This window comes from Pseudomonas fragi, assembly GCF_900105835.1.
GTDB lineage: Bacteria > Pseudomonadota > Gammaproteobacteria > Pseudomonadales > Pseudomonadaceae > Aquipseudomonas > Aquipseudomonas fragi.
Genome location: NZ_LT629783.1, coordinates 4,891,701 through 4,908,845, shown reverse-complemented (window position 1 = coordinate 4,908,845; position 17,145 = coordinate 4,891,701). Strand labels below are relative to the sequence as shown.

The 17,145-nt window shown below is 56.6% G+C and carries 13 protein-coding genes; 1 reads left to right on the top strand and 12 read right to left on the bottom strand.

Annotated elements, in window-relative coordinates:
* Window positions 1-387 precede the first annotated feature (387 nt).
* From sucD to sdhC, 9 genes are all read right to left on the bottom strand, one after another.
* Window positions 388-1,269: a succinate--CoA ligase subunit alpha gene (gene sucD, locus BLU25_RS22685; protein WP_016780174.1), complete on the bottom strand. Its 882-nt coding sequence runs from the start codon at window positions 1,267-1,269 to the stop codon at window positions 388-390.
* Entirely contained in the window at window positions 1,269-2,435 is a 1,167-nt protein-coding gene (gene sucC / locus BLU25_RS22680) for an ADP-forming succinate--CoA ligase subunit beta (protein WP_016780173.1), read from the bottom strand. Before sucC ends, sucD begins: the two co-directional genes overlap by 1 nt.
* 226 nt (window positions 2,436-2,661) lie before the next feature.
* The gene (gene lpdA / locus BLU25_RS22675; RefSeq protein ID WP_016780172.1) at window positions 2,662-4,098 is read right to left on the bottom strand and encodes a dihydrolipoyl dehydrogenase; all 1,437 of its coding nucleotides are present in this window, start codon (window positions 4,096-4,098) and stop codon (window positions 2,662-2,664) included.
* Between the two features lie 103 nt (window positions 4,099-4,201).
* Complete coding sequence (gene odhB, locus BLU25_RS22670) at window positions 4,202-5,422, bottom strand: 2-oxoglutarate dehydrogenase complex dihydrolipoyllysine-residue succinyltransferase (protein ID WP_083369842.1); 1,221 nt, start codon at window positions 5,420-5,422, stop codon at window positions 4,202-4,204.
* 41 nt (window positions 5,423-5,463) lie between these two features.
* Complete coding sequence (locus BLU25_RS22665; RefSeq protein WP_020467780.1) at window positions 5,464-8,295, bottom strand: 2-oxoglutarate dehydrogenase E1 component; 2,832 nt, start codon at window positions 8,293-8,295, stop codon at window positions 5,464-5,466.
* Window positions 8,296-8,555: 260 nt separating this feature from the next.
* Window positions 8,556-9,260, bottom strand: coding sequence for a succinate dehydrogenase iron-sulfur subunit (locus tag BLU25_RS22660; protein ID WP_016780169.1), 705 nt, complete (start codon window positions 9,258-9,260; stop codon window positions 8,556-8,558).
* Between the two features lie 11 nt (window positions 9,261-9,271).
* Window positions 9,272-11,047 (bottom strand): succinate dehydrogenase flavoprotein subunit, encoded by a 1,776-nt coding sequence (gene sdhA / locus BLU25_RS22655; RefSeq protein ID WP_016780168.1) that lies wholly within the window; start codon window positions 11,045-11,047, stop codon window positions 9,272-9,274.
* Between the two features lie 3 nt (window positions 11,048-11,050).
* Window positions 11,051-11,419, bottom strand: coding sequence for a succinate dehydrogenase, hydrophobic membrane anchor protein (gene sdhD / locus BLU25_RS22650; protein ID WP_003446906.1), 369 nt, complete (start codon window positions 11,417-11,419; stop codon window positions 11,051-11,053).
* The gene (sdhC, locus tag BLU25_RS22645; protein WP_019828563.1) at window positions 11,413-11,799 is read right to left on the bottom strand and encodes a succinate dehydrogenase, cytochrome b556 subunit; all 387 of its coding nucleotides are present in this window, start codon (window positions 11,797-11,799) and stop codon (window positions 11,413-11,415) included. The genes sdhD and sdhC overlap by 7 nt, the downstream gene beginning before the upstream one ends.
* 351 nt (window positions 11,800-12,150) lie before the next feature.
* Between sdhC and gltA the strand changes: the two genes are divergently transcribed.
* On the top strand, window positions 12,151-13,440 hold the full coding sequence (gltA, locus tag BLU25_RS22640; RefSeq protein ID WP_016780166.1) for a citrate synthase: 1,290 nt from the start codon (window positions 12,151-12,153) through the stop codon (window positions 13,438-13,440).
* A gap of 474 nt (window positions 13,441-13,914) precedes the next feature.
* On the opposite strand, the gene BLU25_RS22635 is transcribed toward gltA, so the two are convergent.
* The 3 genes from BLU25_RS22635 to BLU25_RS22625 all read right to left on the bottom strand — a co-directional run bounded on the left by BLU25_RS22635 (window position 13,915) and on the right by BLU25_RS22625 (window position 16,962).
* Entirely contained in the window at window positions 13,915-15,573 is a 1,659-nt protein-coding gene (locus BLU25_RS22635) for a cation acetate symporter (RefSeq protein ID WP_016780165.1), read from the bottom strand.
* Entirely contained in the window at window positions 15,570-15,881 is a 312-nt protein-coding gene (locus BLU25_RS22630) for a DUF485 domain-containing protein (RefSeq protein WP_016780164.1), read from the bottom strand. The genes BLU25_RS22635 and BLU25_RS22630 overlap by 4 nt, the downstream gene beginning before the upstream one ends.
* Window positions 15,882-16,104: 223 nt before the next feature.
* On the bottom strand, window positions 16,105-16,962 hold the full coding sequence (locus BLU25_RS22625; RefSeq protein WP_029611323.1) for a glycine betaine ABC transporter substrate-binding protein: 858 nt from the start codon (window positions 16,960-16,962) through the stop codon (window positions 16,105-16,107).
* Window positions 16,963-17,145 lie beyond the last annotated feature (183 nt).

Genomic DNA, 17,145 nt, shown 5'->3' with positions numbered 1-17,145 from the left:
ATGCTGTCGATCCGTATAAGACCAACCCGTCTAGCGCGTGGCTTCCTTTTGGGATGCGCACGCAGAACAGCGGAATGCCGGCAAGATTACCGAGTTTTTTCCTACAACGCACTGTTAGAGGGCGGACTGTCCGATGAACGAACGCAGTTGTCGCCTGGATGACATCGAAAAATGCTTTGGTGTGGTTTTGCCTACCCCGAGTGGTGCAAAGCCGCACGTTGTGGGAGCGGGCTTGCTCGCGATGCAGGCGCCGCGGTCATTCAGATAAACCGCGTAGTTACCATCGCGAGCAAGCCCGCTCCCACCACGGATTAGCCTGACCCCAAACGCACAAAGGCCACCCGAAGGTGGCCTTTGCCTGGTGTAACAGTCAGCTAAGCCAATGGCTTATTTGATTGCCCAGCCAGTCAGCTCGGACAGAGCCTTGCCGATGTCTGCCAGCGAACGCACGGTTTTAACGCCTGCGTCTTCCAGGGCAGCAAACTTCTCGTCTGCAGTACCCTTGCCGCCAGAGATGATTGCGCCAGCATGGCCCATGCGCTTGCCCGCAGGGGCAGTCACACCAGCGATGTAGGAAACAACCGGCTTGGTCACGTTTGCCTTGATGTAGGCAGCCGCTTCTTCTTCAGCCGAACCGCCGATCTCACCGATCATGACGATCGCTTCGGTCTTCGGGTCTTCCTGGAACAACTTCAGGATGTCGATGAAGTTGGAACCCGGGATCGGGTCACCACCGATGCCTACGCAAGTCGACTGACCGAAACCGGCGTCAGTGGTTTGCTTGACGGCTTCGTAAGTCAGGGTGCCGGAACGCGACACGATGCCTACTTTGCCTGGCAAGTGAATGTGACCTGGCATGATGCCGATCTTGCATTCGCCCGGGGTGATAACGCCAGGGCAGTTAGGGCCGATCAGGGTAACACCCAGTTCGTCGCACTTAACTTTAGCGTCCAGCATGTCCAGGGTAGGAATGCCTTCGGTGATGCAAACGATCAGCTTGATGCCGCCGAAAGCTGCTTCAAGGATGGAATCCTTGCAGAAAGGAGCCGGTACGTAGATAACGCTGGCGGTTGCGCCAGTGGCAGCTACGGCTTCTTTCACGGTGTTGAAAACAGGCAGGTCCAGGTGAGTGGTGCCGCCTTTGCCCGGAGTAACGCCACCAACCATCTTGGTGCCGTATTCGATGGCTTGCTGGGTGTGGAAGCTACCCTGGGAACCTGTGATGCCCTGGCAGATAACTTTGGTGTCTTTATTGATCAGGACGCTCATTACTTGCCCTCCGCAGCTTTAACAACTTGTTGAGCAGCGTCGGTCAAGCTGGTAGCAGCGATGATGTTCAAGCCGCTTTCTGCCAGTACTTTAGCGCCCAGATCAGCGTTGTTGCCTTCAAGGCGCACAACTACCGGGATTTTCACGCCGACTTCTTTCACTGCACCGATGATGCCTTCGGCAATCATGTCGCAACGAACGATGCCGCCGAAGATGTTAACCAGCACTGCTGCGACATTGCTGTCGGACAGGATGATCTTGAACGCTTCGGTAACGCGTTCTTTGGTAGCACCGCCGCCAACGTCGAGGAAGTTGGCTGGCTTGCCGCCATGCAGGTTAACGATGTCCATGGTGCCCATGGCCAGACCAGCGCCGTTAACCATGCAGCCGATGTTGCCTTCCAGCGCTACGTAGTTCAGTTCGAACTTGGCAGCGTGCGCTTCGCGCGGATCGTCTTGCGACGGATCGTGGAAAGTTTTCAGCTTAGGCTGACGGTACATGGCGTTTGCGTCGATGTTGATTTTTGCATCGAGGCAGTGCAGATCGCCGTCAGTCTTGATAACCAGCGGGTTCACTTCCAGCAGGGCCAGATCGTGATCCTTGAACAGCTTGGCCAGACCTACGAAGATCTTGGCGAACTGAGCAACTTGCTTGCCTTCCAGACCCAGCTGGAAAGCCAACTCGCGACCCTGGAATGGCTGTGCGCCAACCAGTGGATCGATAGTTGCTTTCAGAATTTTTTCTGGAGTGTCGTGAGCGATTTTCTCGATGTCCACGCCACCTTCGGTGGAAGCCATGAACACGATGCGGCGGCTCGAACGGTCAACGACAGCGCCCAGGTACAGCTCTTTAGCGATATCAGTGCACGACTCAACCAGGATCTTGGTGACCGGCTGACCATTGGCGTCAGTCTGGTAAGTCACCAGACGCTTGCCCAACCACTGTTGTGCGAATGCTTTAGCGTCTTCTTTGCTGCGAACCAGCTTAACGCCGCCCGCTTTACCGCGACCACCTGCGTGAACCTGGGCTTTTACAACCCATTCGGTCCCGCCGATCTTGTCGCAAGCTTCTGCGGCTGCTTCCGGGGTGTCTACTGCATAACCCTTGGATACTGGCAGGCCGTATTCAGCGAACAGCTGCTTACCCTGATACTCGTGAAGATTCATGCTTTTTACCGTCTTCGTTAGGTACTGCGCATTCGGCGCTGCACTATTATTAGTGCCGCACCACCTGTGACTGCTGCTTGTACTGTTTCAACAAACCCGACACCCGCGTGAGCGGAGCCGGGCCCGGTTAAAACAAAACAAGACTGCGTCCGGCGGAAGTTCCGCGGTGAGGCTTGCTAGCAAGGCTCACGACGGGCAAACCGCCGTGGTTTCTTATTGTCTGGTCTTAACGTTTCTTACGGTTGGCAATGTGGATGGCGCCGCCATTCACTGCCAGCGCTGCTTCATGCAACGCTTCGGACAGGGTTGGATGGGAGAAAACCATCATGCCCAGATCCTCGGCACTGGTGCCGAATTCCATACCGATCGCGCCCTGCTGTACCAGCTCTGCAGCGCTCGGGCCAATCACGTGGACGCCCAGTACGCGGTCAGTTTTGGCATCAGCAATGACTTTGACAAAGCCACCGGTGTCGTTTGCTGCCATGGCACGGCCACTGGCTGCGAACGGGAAGGTGCCGACGTTAACCTCAACGCCTTCAGCTTTCAAGGCCTGCTCGGTTTTACCGACCCACGCGATCTCCGGGTGAGTGTAAATAACCGATGGAATCAGGTCGTAGTTCATCTCGGTCTTGTGACCTTTGATGCGCTCGACAACCATGATGCCTTCTTCCGAAGCCTTGTGTGCCAGCATCATGCCGCGAACCACGTCACCAATGGCGAATACGCCCGGTACGCTGGTTGCGCAATGATCGTCAACAAACACGAAACCGCGCTCGTCGATGGTCACGCCGCTGTCAGCTGCCAGCAACTCGGTAGTCACCGGACGGCGACCTACGGCTACGATCAGCTTGTCGAAGGTGATGGTCTGTTCGCCGTTGGCGTCGGTGTAGGTCACAACGACTTCTTCGCCGTTAACCTTGGAACCGGTCACGCGAGCGCCCAGCTTGATGTCCAGACCTTGTTTGGTCAGGGTTTTGTAGGCTTCTTTCGAAACGGCAGCGTCAGCAGCCATCAAGAAGGTGTCCAGGGCTTCCAGGACAGTCACTTCAGCGCCCAGACGGGACCATACCGAACCCAGTTCCAGACCGATCACGCCAGCGCCGATAACGCCCAGACGTTTTGGCACGGACTGGAATTCCAGGGCGCCGGTCGAATCAACAATCACGTTGTTGTCGACAGGTGCAGGTGGAATGTCGATCGGACGCGAGCCCGAAGCCAGAATCACGTTCTCGGCTTCGATGATTTCAACGCTGCCGTCGGGCTTGGTCAGTTCTACACGCTTGCCGGCCAGCAGTTTGCCGTGGCCTTGCAGGGAAGTCACGCCGTTGGCCTTGAACAGGGTCGCAACGCCGGAAGTCAGACCTTTAACGATGTTGGCTTTACGGCCAACCATCGCAGCAACGTCCATCTTCACTTCACCGGTGGTGATGCCGTGGATGGCGAACGCATCCTTGGCTTCGTGATACTTCCAGGAGCTGTCCAGCAGCGCCTTGGATGGAATGCAGCCAACGTTCAGGCAAGTACCGCCCAGCGCCAGTTTGCCTTCCTTGTCGGTGTATTTTTCGATGCAAGCAGTCGAAAGGCCCAGTTGCGCGGCCTTGATGGCTGCAACGTAGCCGCCAGGGCCCGCACCAATCACTACAACGTCAAATTTCTGAGACATGAAAATAGATCCTCTATTAGCTACAAGCTGTCAGCAGCAAGCTGCAAGCCAAAGCCAGACTGCTTTTCCCGCAGCCTGGCCCTGAAACTTGCAGCCGCTTCTATTAGATATCCAGCAGCAGACGAGCCGGGTCTTCCAGCAGGTTTTTGATTGCTACCAGGAAACTTACAGCTTCTTTGCCATCGATCAAGCGGTGATCGTAAGACAGAGCCAAATACATCATCGGACGGATAACTACCTGACCGTTGACTGCCATTGGACGCTGAAGGATGTTGTGCATGCCCAGGATCGCGGCTTGCGGCGGGTTAACGATCGGGGTCGACATCATCGAACCGAAAGTACCACCGTTGGTGATGGTGAAAGTACCACCGGTCATTTCGTCGATCGACAGTTTGCCGTCACGGGCTTTTTTACCGTAGGCAGCGATGCCGCCTTCGATTTCAGCCAGGCTCATCAGTTCGGCGTTACGCAGAACCGGAACCACCAGACCACGGTCGCTGGAAACAGCTACACCGATATCGGCGAAGCCGTGGTAAACAATGTCGGAACCGTCGATCGAGGCGTTAACGGCCGGGAAGCGTTTCAGTGCTTCGGTAGCTGCTTTCACGAAGAACGACATGAAGCCCAGGCGTACGCCGTTGTGGGACTTCTCGAACAGGTCCTTGTACTTCGAACGCAGTGCCATGATTTCAGTCATGTCCACTTCGTTAAAAGTGGTCAGCATCGCCATGTTCGACTGCGCTTCAACCAGACGCTTGGCCACGGTGGCACGAACGCGGGTCATCGGAACGCGTTTTTCTACGCGGTCGCCAGCAGCGAATACCGGAGCGGCAGCGGCAGGTGCAGCGGCCTTGGCCGGCGCAGCAGCAGGAGCGGCTTTTTTGGCAGCTACAGCGGCAACTACGTCTTCCTTGGTCACACGACCGCCTTTGCCAGTACCGGCAACGGAAGCGATGTTGATACCGTTTTCTTCAGCGATCTTGCGCGCAGCAGGTGCGGCAACAGGATCGTCTTCGCCATCGGCAGCAGGAGCAGCAGCCTGGGCGGCCGGTGCAGCGGCAGCCGCAGGGGCGGCAGCAGCAGCGCCGCCTTCAACGATGGAGCCCAGCACTTCGTCGGACAGAACGGTGTCGCCTTCGTTCTTGACGATGGCGCCCAGCACGCCGTCAGCAGTGGCCAGTACTTCCAGCACTACCTTGTCGGTTTCGATATCAACGATCAGGTCGTCGCGCTTTACAGCGTCGCCCGGTTGCTTGTGCCAGGTGGCAACGGTGCCATCGGCAACCGATTCCGGAAATGTTGGGGCTTTGATCTCGATAGCCATGTTCTTTGGTTCCTTAAATTCGGTTTCAGTGCGCGAAGGCGTTAAACAGTGAACGCGTCTTGCAACAGTTTTGCCTGTTGCTCAGCGTGCATCGATGCGTAACCACAAGCAGGTGCAGCAGAAGCGTCACGGCCCGCGTACTCGAGTACGAGAGACTTGTCGTGACCGCTGATGATGCGGCGCATGTGATGCTGGCTGCAGTACCAGGCACCCTGGTTCATCGGCTCTTCCTGACACCAGACAATATGCTTGGCGTTTTTGTACGGAGCCAGGACTTCAATCAAGTCGTCCTCAGGGAACGGGTACAGCTGCTCAAGACGCACGATGGCGATGTCATCACGACCTTCGGCACGGCGTTTTTCCAACAGGTCGTAGTAGACCTTGCCGCTACACAGAACGATGCGACCGACGTTGGCCGGATCCTGTGCATCGATTTCCGGAATAACGGTCTGGAACGAACCTTCGGCCAGATCTTCCAGGGTCGAGATTGCCAGTTTGTGACGCAGCAACGACTTCGGTGTCAGGACGATCAGCGGCTTGCGCAGCGGACGGATAACCTGACGGCGCAGCAGATGGTAGATCTGTGCCGGAGTAGTCGGTACGCACACCTGAATGTTGTGCTCGGCACACAATTGCAGGTAACGCTCAAGACGTGCAGAGGAGTGCTCCGGGCCCTGACCTTCATAACCGTGTGGCAGCAGCATGGTCAGACCGCACAGACGGCCCCACTTGTGCTCACCGCTGGTGATGAACTGGTCGATTACAACCTGGGCGCCGTTGGCGAAGTCGCCGAACTGGGCTTCCCAGATCACCAGCGCGTTTGGCGTGGTGGTCGAGTAGCCGTATTCGAACGCCAATACCGCTTCTTCGGACAGCAACGAGTCGTACAGGTCAAAGCGTGGCTGACCCTCGAACAGGTGCTTGAGAGGAATATAGGTGCCAGCATCTTTCTGGTTGTGCAACACGGCGTGACGGTGCGAGAACGTACCGCGGCCAATGTCCTGACCGGTCATGCGAATCGGGTGACCTTCGAACTGCAGGGTTGCGTATGCCATGGTTTCGGCATAACCCCAGTTGATCGGCAGGCCGCCGGCTTGCATTTTTTGACGATCTTCGTAGATCTTCGCAACCTGGCGCTGAACCACGAAGCCTTCCGGAATTTCCAGCAGCTTGGCGGACAGTTCTTGCAGGGTTTTCAGATCAAAACGGGTGTCGTGGCGGGCAGTCCAGGCGTGACCCAGGTATGGGCGCCAGTCTACGAACAGCTCTTTGTTCGGTTCCTTGACCAGACTTTTCACAACATGCAGGCCGTTGTCCAGCGCGTTGCGGTATTCGTCGATCTTGGCCTGAACGCGCTCTGCGTCAACCACTTTCTCTTGCGTCAGACGCTCGGCATACAGTTCACGGGTAGTGCGCTGCTTGGCGATTTGCTGATACATCAGCGGCTGGGTACCGTTTGGCTCGTCGGCCTCGTTGTGACCGCGACGGCGGTAGCAGAACAAGTCGATCACGACGTCACGCTTGAACTGCATGCGGTAGTCGATAGCCAGCTGGGTCACGAACAATACGGCTTCCGGATCATCACCATTTACATGGAGGATCGGCGCCTGGATCATTTTCGCAACGTCAGTGCAGTACTCGGTAGAACGGGAGTCTTCCGGGTTGCTGATGGTGAAGCCGACCTGGTTGTTGATCACCAGGTGAACCGTACCGCCAGTCTTGAAGCCGCGGGTCTGCGACATCTGGAAGGTTTCCATGACCACGCCCTGACCTGCGAATGCAGCATCACCGTGGATGGAAATTGGCAGTACCTTTTCGCCGGTGCTGTCGTTACGACGGTCCTGGCGAGCACGTACAGACCCTTCAACCACTGGAGAAACGATTTCCAGGTGGGACGGGTTAAACGCCATTGCCAGGTGAACTTCACCACCGGCAGTCATGACGTTGGAGGAGAAGCCCTGGTGGTATTTAACGTCACCGGAACCCAACTCGATTTTTTTCTTGCCTTCGAACTCGTCGAACAACTCGCGCGGGTTTTTGCCGAAGGTGTTCACCAATACGTTCAGGCGACCACGGTGGGCCATGCCGATAACGATTTCCTTGGTGCCGTAGTTGCCCGAACGCTGGATCAGCTCGTCCAGCAAAGGAATCAGGCTCTCGCCGCCTTCCAGGCCGAAACGCTTGGTGCCCGGGTATTTGGTACCCAGGTACTTTTCCAGACCTTCAGCAGCAGTCACGCGCTCAAGCAGATGGCTTTTGACTTCAGCCGAGTACGTCGGGCGGCCGCGTACGCTTTCGAGGCGCTGTTCAAACCAGTGGCGCTGCTCGGAATCGACGATGTGCGTGAACTCTGCGCCAATGGTGCGGCAATATGTCTGCTGCAACGCTTCGAGAATTTCGCGTAGGCTCGCTTCCTCTTTGCCGATATACAGGTCGCCGGCACGGAAGGTCGTATCAAGATCGGCATTGGTCAAGCCGTAATGATTGATCGACAGGTCTGCAGGTGCAGGACGCTGCCACAGTCCCAGCGGATCAAGCTGGGCTGCCTGGTGGCCGCGCATCCGATAGGCCTGGATCAATCGCAGCACTTCAACCTGCTTCTTCTCGTGCTCACTGCTCACGCTCCCGGCGGAAACCGGTTGAGCGCGGCGCTGGTTCTTTGCCAGCAGCACGAAATGGTCGCGGATTGTGGAGTGCGAAACATCGTTGGCAGAGTTGCCTTCAACAGGCAACGTCTGAAATTTGGTGCGCCATTCTTCTGGCACAGCGTTAGGGTCGTGCAGGTAGAGCTCATAGAGCTCTTCCACATAGGCAGCGTTACCACCTGAAAGATAGCCGCTGTTCCACATGCGCTGCATCACGCTTTCTTGCATGCTTGGTCACCCTCGGTTAGGGGACACCATCGACGAGAACACCAGAGCATGCTTGAGAAAGTCCGAATACAGCGACTAAAACAAGCCACTTAGGATCACGCTGATAGTCCGGGTACCAGCCCGGATGCCCCTGCTGGTCTCATTTCTTCAAAATAAGAGCCGCAGCTTTATGAGCTGTTGCTCAGGTTAAAACTACGGCGCCGGTTGAAGCCTGCGCCGTAGCATCTACGGTTACAGCGGTGCTGCGGTACTGCTTTGGATCACACGCCGCTTTGCAGCAGCATGCTACGCACGTGACCGATGGCCTTAGTCGGGTTCAGGCCCTTCGGACACACGTTTACGCAGTTCATGATCCCGCGGCAGCGGAATACGCTGAACGGGTCATCCAGCGAAGCCAGACGCTCACTGGTCTTGGTGTCACGGCTGTCAGCCAGGAAACGATAGGCTTGCAGCAGTGCAGCAGGGCCCAGGAACTTGTCCGGGTTCCACCAGAAGGACGGGCACGAGGTCGAGCAGCAAGCGCACAGGATGCACTCGTACAGACCGTCGAGCTTTTCACGCTCTTCTGGCGATTGCAGACGCTCGATGGCCGGAGCCGGCGTGTCGTTCTGCAGGAACGGCTTAACTTTCTCGTATTGCTTGTAGAAGATGCTCATATCGACGACCAGGTCACGGATAACCGGCAAACCTGGCAGAGGACGAACGATCAGCTTGTTGCCTTTAACGACAGCGGACAGCGGCGTTACACACGCCAGGCCGTTCTTGCCGTTGATGTTCATGCCGTCGGAGCCGCAAACGCCCTCACGGCAAGAGCGACGATAGGAGAAACCCTCGTCCTGCTCTTTGATCAGGGCCAGCACATCCAGCACCATCAGGTCTTTACCGTTGGTATTGACCTCGAATTCCTGCATGAACGGAGCGGCGTCCTGATCAGGGTTGTAACGATAAACACTGACTTTCAACATATCGGCCACCCTTAGTAAGTCCGAACCATAGGTTCGAAGGTCGGAACGGTTTTCGGCGAGAAGTTCACCGCACGCTTGGCTACGCGCTTGTCACCCGGGAAGTACAGGGTGTGGCACAGCCAGTTAACGTCGTCACGATCTTCGAAGTCTTCACGGGCGTGAGCACCGCGCGATTCCTTACGAACTTCAGCAGCGATTGCAGTCGCTTCAGCCACTTCGAGCAGGTTTTGCAGCTCAAGGGCTTCGATACGGGCCGTGTTGAACGCCTGGCTCTTATCGTTGATTTTCACGTTGGCGATGCGCTTGCGCAGGTCAGCCAGCTGGGCAATACCCTTCTGCATGTATTCGCCGGTACGGAATACACCGAAGTAGTTCTGCATGCAGCTTTGCAGCTCTTTACGCAGGGTAGCCACGTCTTCGCCGTCGGTACGCGAGTTCAGGCCGTCCAGACGTGCCAGGGCAGCGTCGATGTCGGACTGGCGTGGACGGGCGTAATCAACGCCTTCTTTCAGGGTCTGCTCAAGGAACAGGCCGGCAGCACGACCGAATACCACCAGGTCGAGCAGCGAGTTGCCGCCCAGACGGTTGGCACCGTGTACGGATACACAAGCCACTTCACCCACTGCAAACAGGCCAGGGATGATCTGGTCGTTGCCGTCGGCGTCCTGGGTGATCGCCTGGCCATGAATGTTGGTGGCAACGCCGCCCATCATATAGTGGCAAGTCGGAACAACCGGAACCGGAGCCAGTACCGGGTCAACGTGTGCGAACGTTTTCGACAGTTCGCAGATACCTGGCAGGCGGCTGTGCAGAACTTCCTCACCGAGGTGATCGAGTTTCAGCATCACGTGATCGCCGTCAGGACCGCAACCGTTGCCCGCGATGATTTCCTTAACCATCGAGCGAGCTACTACGTCACGACCGGCAAGGTCTTTGGCGTTCGGAGCATAACGCTCCATGAAACGCTCGCCGTGCTTGTTGATCAGGTATCCACCTTCACCACGGCAACCTTCGGTAACCAGTACACCGGCGCCGGCAATACCGGTCGGGTGGAACTGCCACATTTCGATGTCCTGTACCGGCACGCCAGCACGCAGCGCCATGCCAATACCGTCGCCGGTGTTGATCAATGCGTTGGTAGTGGACGAGTAGATACGGCCCGCACCGCCAGTCGCCAGTACGGTCGCGTTAGCGCGAACGTAGGAGGTCTCACCGGTTTCGATGCAGATAACGATCATGCCGACGAAATCGCCAGCCTCGTTTTTAACCAGGTCGACACCGTAGTATTCGTTCAGGAATACAGTGCCGGCCTTGAGGTTGGCCTGGTACAGGGTGTGCAACAGTGCGTGACCGGTACGGTCGGCTGCAGCGCAAGTACGCGCAGCCTGGCCGCCCTTGCCGAAGTCCTTGGACTGACCGCCGAAAGGACGCTGGTAGATACGACCCTGTTCGGTACGGGAGAACGGCAGACCCATGTGCTCGAGTTCGAACACGGCTTCCGGGCCTACGGAACACATGTATTCGATAGCGTCCTGGTCACCGATATAGTCGGAACCCTTGACGGTATCGTACATGTGCCAGCGCCAGTCATCGTTTGGATCAGCAGACGCGATCGCGCAGGTAATGCCACCCTGGGCCGATACGGTGTGCGAACGAGTCGGGAAAACCTTGGTGATTACGGCAGTCTTGTGACCGCCTTGAGCCAGCTGCAGAGCAGCGCGCATGCCAGCACCGCCGCCGCCAATGATGATGGCGTCGAACGAAAGTGTATTAACTGTGTTAGCCATGAATCAGATACCCCAAAGAATCTGCACACCCCAGACGAAGTAAGCGAACATTGCAACGCCGCAGACTGCCTGGAAGAGGAAACGTACTGCTGTCGCGGACTTGCCCAGCGCCATTGGCGTCAGGTAGTCGGTCGCGATGGTCCACATGCCGACCCAGGCGTGAGCGCCGAGTGCAACAAGGGCCAGCAGGCTGAAGATACGCATCCAGTTGCTTGCGAACAGCTCATGCCATTGGGCGTAGCCAATGCCTGGGTTCGCAACGAGGTACCCGATCAGGAAAATGAAATAAGCCGCTAGAACAACCGCAGACACACGCTGTGCCATCCAGTCATAGAGGCCCGAACGCGACAGGTTCGTAACGCTGGTTACCATATCCAAACTCCCGCCAGAACAATCATCACCACGGAAATGACGATTACGATTTTCGAGCCCAGTCGGCCGCCTTCAAGCGTCTCACCGATGCCCATGTCCATGATCAAGTGGCGCACACCGGCAACCAGGTGATACAGCAAGGCAGAGAGCAGGCCCCACGCAACGAATTTGGCCAGCGGACTGGTCAAGCATGCCTTCACCTCGGCATAACCTTCTTCGGAACCCAGGGATTTGCTCAATGCATAAAGCATGATGCCCAGGCCGAGAAAAAGAATAATGCCCGATACACGGTGCAGAAATGACGTAACGCCGGTGATGGGGAGTTTGATGGTCCTTAGGTCTAGGTTTACAGGTCGTTGGCTATTCACGGCTTTTTTCACACTGAAGAGCCCCTAACAATCAGGGCAAGTTTGTTGGGATGCGCACTGGTCAGGTACCCACCACCCGGGAGTGACGACCCCCATCTAAACAGGCCCAAAAGCCTCTGGCGGTCGGCTGCCGAGTATAGACAGTTAGGTTACTAATGACAACGCAAACACCCACCCCCTAATAGCGCATTGCGCTCGGGCTATAAAAGGCGTAAACGGCTGGGATAATCGCGAAAAAATGCTTCTCAAAGCCTTGTACAGCAAGACTTTAGGCAAATTGACATTCGAATTTATCTCACTATAGTGGTGCGGGCCCTGCGTGGGGGGTCTGTCTGATGATTTCAAGCATAAATAGGAGGCCACATGGCTGACAAAAAAGCGCAGTTGATCATCGAGGGCGCAGCCCCCGTCGAGCTGCCCATTTTAACTGGCACCGTGGGTCCCGATGTAATCGATGTGCGAGGCCTGACGGCCACGGGCCGATTCACATTTGACCCTGGCTTCATGTCGACTGCATCTTGCGAGTCGAAGATCACCTATATTGATGGTGACAACGGTATCCTGCTGCACCGCGGCTACCCGATCGAACAGCTGGCCGAACATTCTGATTACCTTGAGACCGCTTACCTGCTGCTGAACGGCGAACTGCCGACCGCAGAGCAGAAGGCTCAATTTGTCAGCACCGTGAAGAACCACACCATGGTTCACGAGCAGTTGAAGACCTTCTTCAACGGCTTCCGTCGTGACGCCCACCCGATGGCGGTCATGTGCGGTGTAGTCGGCGCCCTCTCGGCCTTCTACCACGACTCCCTGGACATCAATAACCCGCAGCATCGCGAAATTTCCGCGATCCGCCTGGTTGCCAAGATGCCAACCCTGGCCGCGATGGTTTACAAGTACTCCATGGGTCAACCCATGATGTACCCGCGTAACGACCTGACCTACGCCGAAAACTTCCTGCACATGATGTTCAACACGCCGTGCGAGATCAAACCGATCAGCCCGGTACTGGCCAAGGCGATGGACAAGATCTTTATCCTGCACGCCGACCACGAACAGAATGCTTCGACCTCCACCGTGCGTCTGGCGGGTTCTTCGGGTGCCAACCCGTTCGCCTGTATTGCTGCCGGTATCGCTGCACTGTGGGGCCCTGCCCACGGCGGCGCCAACGAAGCCGTGCTGACCATGCTCGACGAAATTGGCGATGTGTCCAACATCGACAAGTTCATCGCCAAGGCCAAGGACAAGAACGATCCGTTCAAGCTGATGGGCTTCGGTCACCGGGTTTACAAAAACCGCGACCCACGCGCCACCGTGATGAAGAAGACCTGCGACGAAGTGCTGAAAGAGCTGGGGATCCAGAACGACCCGCAACTCGAACTGGCCATGCGCCTGGAAGAGATCGCCCTGACCGACCCGTACTTCATCGAGCGCTCGCTGTACCCGAACGTCGACTTCTACTCGGGGATCATCCTCAAGGCGATCGGCATTCCGACCAGCATGTTCACCGTGATCTTCGCCCTGTCGCGTACAGTGGGCTGGATCTCGCACTGGAAAGAAATGCTCTCCAGCCCGTACAAGATTGGCCGTCCGCGCCAGCTGTACACCGGCTACGAGCAGCGTGACATCACCAAGCTGGAAGACCGCAAGTAAGGCCTGTCCCACGACAGCGTCCTGATTGCAGACAATACGGCCTCTATTTATAGAGGCCGTATTTTTTTGTGCCCATGATTTTTGATTGCTGTGTAGCCCTCAAAGCCTGATGCGGACCTGACCCACTGTGGGAGCGGGCTTGCCCGCGATGGCATCACCGCGCTTTGCGTGCTAGACCCTATCGCCCGCATCGCAGGCAAGCCAGCTCCCACAAGTTTTGTGGTGCCATCACAGCCTGATGCCGGCCTGCCCCACAGTGTTGTGGTGCCCTAAAGCCTGAAGCTGGCCTGCCCCACTGTGGGAGCGGGCTTGCTCGCGATGGCATCACCGCGCTTTGCCTGCTAGACCCTATAGCCCGCATCGCAGGCAAGCCAACTCCCACAGGCAGCACAGCCCCAAGAATGCCCGACACAAAAAATCCCCCTGCCTCACGACAGGGGGATTCGATTAAACATACTGTCTATCTATTGCGGATTAATGATCCACCGCCCCGCTCGCCCCCAACCCCGTCTGCGAACGCACAAACTGCGGGAAGAACAGCGCGCGCTCTTTCTCTGCCGACTTGGATTTATCAGTAATGGAGAAGAACCAGATACCCGCGAACGCAATGATCATGGAGAACAATGCCGGGTACTCGTAAGGGAAGATCGCTTTTTCATGATGCAGGATCTGCACCCAGATGGTCGGACCCAGGATCATCAGACCAACCGCGCTCACCAGCCCCATCCAGCCGCCGATCATGGCGCCACGGGTGGTCAGGTTTTTCCAGTACATGGAAAGCAGCAAGACCGGGAAGTTGCAGCTCGCCGCAATGGAGAACGCCAGGCCCACCATAAACGCGATGTTCTGGCTTTCAAACAGGATGCCCAGGCCAATCGCCAGTACCGCCAATGCAATAGTGGTGATCTTCGAAACCCGAATCTCTTCCTTGTCGTTGGCCTTGCCCTTTTTGATCACGCTGGCATACAGGTCATGGGATACCGCAGAGGCGCCTGCCAGGGTCAGCCCCGCAACCACCGCCAGGATGGTGGCAAAAGCCACTGCCGAAATAAAGCCCAGGAACATGCTGCCGCCAACCGCGTCCGCAAGATGCACCGCCGCCATGTTGTTACCACCCAGCAAGGCGCCAGCAGCGTCCTTGAAGTCCGGGTTGGTACTCACCAGGATGATTGCGCCAAAGCCGATGATAAAGGTCAGGATATAGAAGTAGCCGATAAAGCCCGTTGCGTAGAACACGCTTTTACGTGCTTCCTTGGCATCGCTCACGGTGAAGAAGCGCATCAGGATATGTGGCAGGCCGGCAGTACCGAACATCAGGGCCAGGCCGAGGGAGAATGCAGAGATCGGATCTTTCACCAGCCCGCCCGGGCTCATGATTGCCTCACCTTTAGGGTGAATCTTCACCGCTTCGGCAAACAGGGCGTTGAAGTCAAAGTTGACATGTTTCATGACCATCACAGCCATGAACGTGGCGCCCGACAGCAACATGACCGCCTTGATGATCTGCACCCAGGTCGTTGCCAGCATGCCGCCGAACAACACATACATGCACATCAGGATACCCACCAGGATCACCGCAACGTGGTAGTCCAGGCCAAACAGCAGCTGGATCAGCTTGCCGGCACCGACCATTTGCGCGATCAGGTAGAACGCTACCACCACCAGCGAACCACACGCCGACAACGAACGAATCTGAGTTTGACCCAATCGGTACGAGGCCACGTCGGCAAAGGTGTATTTGCCCAGGTTGCGCAGACGCTCGGCAATCAGGAACAGAATGATCGGCCAACCCACCAGAAAGCCGATTGAATAGATCAGGCCATCGTAGCCGGAGGTGTACACCAGCGCGGAAATACCCAGAAAAGATGCTGCCGACATATAGTCGCCCGCAATCGCCAGGCCGTTCTGGAAACCGGTGATCTTGCCGCCAGCAGCATAGTAGTCAGCGGCCGACTTGTTGCGCTTGGATGCCCAGTAAGTAATGCACAGGGTTGCGCCCACAAACACGACGAACATAATGATCGCCGAAATATTGAGCGGTTGTTTTTGCACTTCACCCGTCAGGGCCTCCCCCGCCCAGACTGCCGGTGCAAGGGCTGAAGCGCCCAGTGTTGCCAATAAGCGCCCGATCATTGCCCAGCCTCCTTGAGAATTGCATTGTTCAGCTCATCAAACTCGCCATTGGCCCGACGCACATAGATACCGGTCAGCACGAAGGCCGAAACAATCAGCCCCACACCAATCGGAATACCCCAGGTAATGGAAGAGCCGGGGCTCAACTTGGCGCCCATGATGTGCGACCCATATGCAATCAACAGGATAAAGGCGGCATATAACCCGAGCATGATTGCCGAAAGAATCCAGGCAAAACGCTCTCTCTTTTTGACCAGCTCCTTGAAACGCGGGCTGTTTTGAATCGAGATATAAATGCTGTCGTTCATTATTTTTGTCCTCGCAGCACAGATGAGATGGAACGATTTCACTATTAGGGCGGCGCAAATTCAATTCCAGACGACTTTAGTAGTAGAGCCTCTGATTTGCTGCAGCCCCCGGTTTCTCTAGGCTGTAAGGACGATGACAACTTTTGCGACCCGCCTGACAAGCAAAAACCGCCTGGCGAAAACACCCGGCGGTCTTGTGTACTGCGAGCTAGACGCTTCGCGATTATTTAGCGGTCCATTGCGCTACCCGCTCCGGGTGTTTGGAAACCCACTCTTTGGCCGCGACTTCGGGTTTTGCCCCCTCTTGAATGGCCAGCATTACCTCACCAATTTCGTCTTTTGAATTCCAGGAAAACTTCTCCAGAAACGCCGCCACTTCCGGCGCCTTGGTGTTCAACTCTTTGCTGCCGATGCTGTTTACAGTTTCAGCCGCGCCAAACACGGACTTGGGATCTTCAAGAAAACGCAGTTTCCACTTGGCAAACATCCAGTGCGGCACCCAGCCGGTCACGGCAATCGGTTCATTTTTGGCATAGGCACGCCCCAGTTCCGAGGTCATTGCCGCTCCGGAACTTGCCTGCAACTTGTAACCCTTGAGGTCGTAATCCTTGATTGCCTCATCGGTTTTAAGCATCACCCCCGACCCGGCATCGATACCGACAATCTTGTTTTTGAACTCAGTACTGCCCTTCAAATCAGCAATGGACTGGGCTTTTACATATTCAGGGACGATCAGGCCAATTTTGGCGTCTTTAAAGTTGGGGCCGTAATCCACAACCTTGTCTTTATTCTTGGCCCAGTATTCGCCGTGGGTTACCGGCAACCAGGCGGACAGCATGGCATCCAGCTTGCCCGTGGCCACACCCTGCCACATGATGCCCGTCGCCACCGGCATCAGCTTCACGTCATAACCCAGCTTTTGTTTAATCACCTCGGCCGCTACATGGGTGGTCGCCACGCTGTCGGACCAACCATCCACATAACCGATATTCAGGGTCGGCTTGCCCTGGGCACTGGCCAGGCCCGCACTCATCGCCAGCACCAAGGCTGCTCCCGCGCTCAAAATTCGTCGCATCTTCATCTTTGATTCCCCACAGTGCCGGGCCCGACGAGTGCCGGGCCGCTCAAGATTCCTACAGAGTTATTCCACCCCGTATCACTTGCACCGGATAATCAACCGCGCCTGCCAAGCGCCCTGCTCTGACGACGACCCCCATGCAACCCGCAGCGACATGGCGCCACCAGCCAGATAGATGCGCGTGAC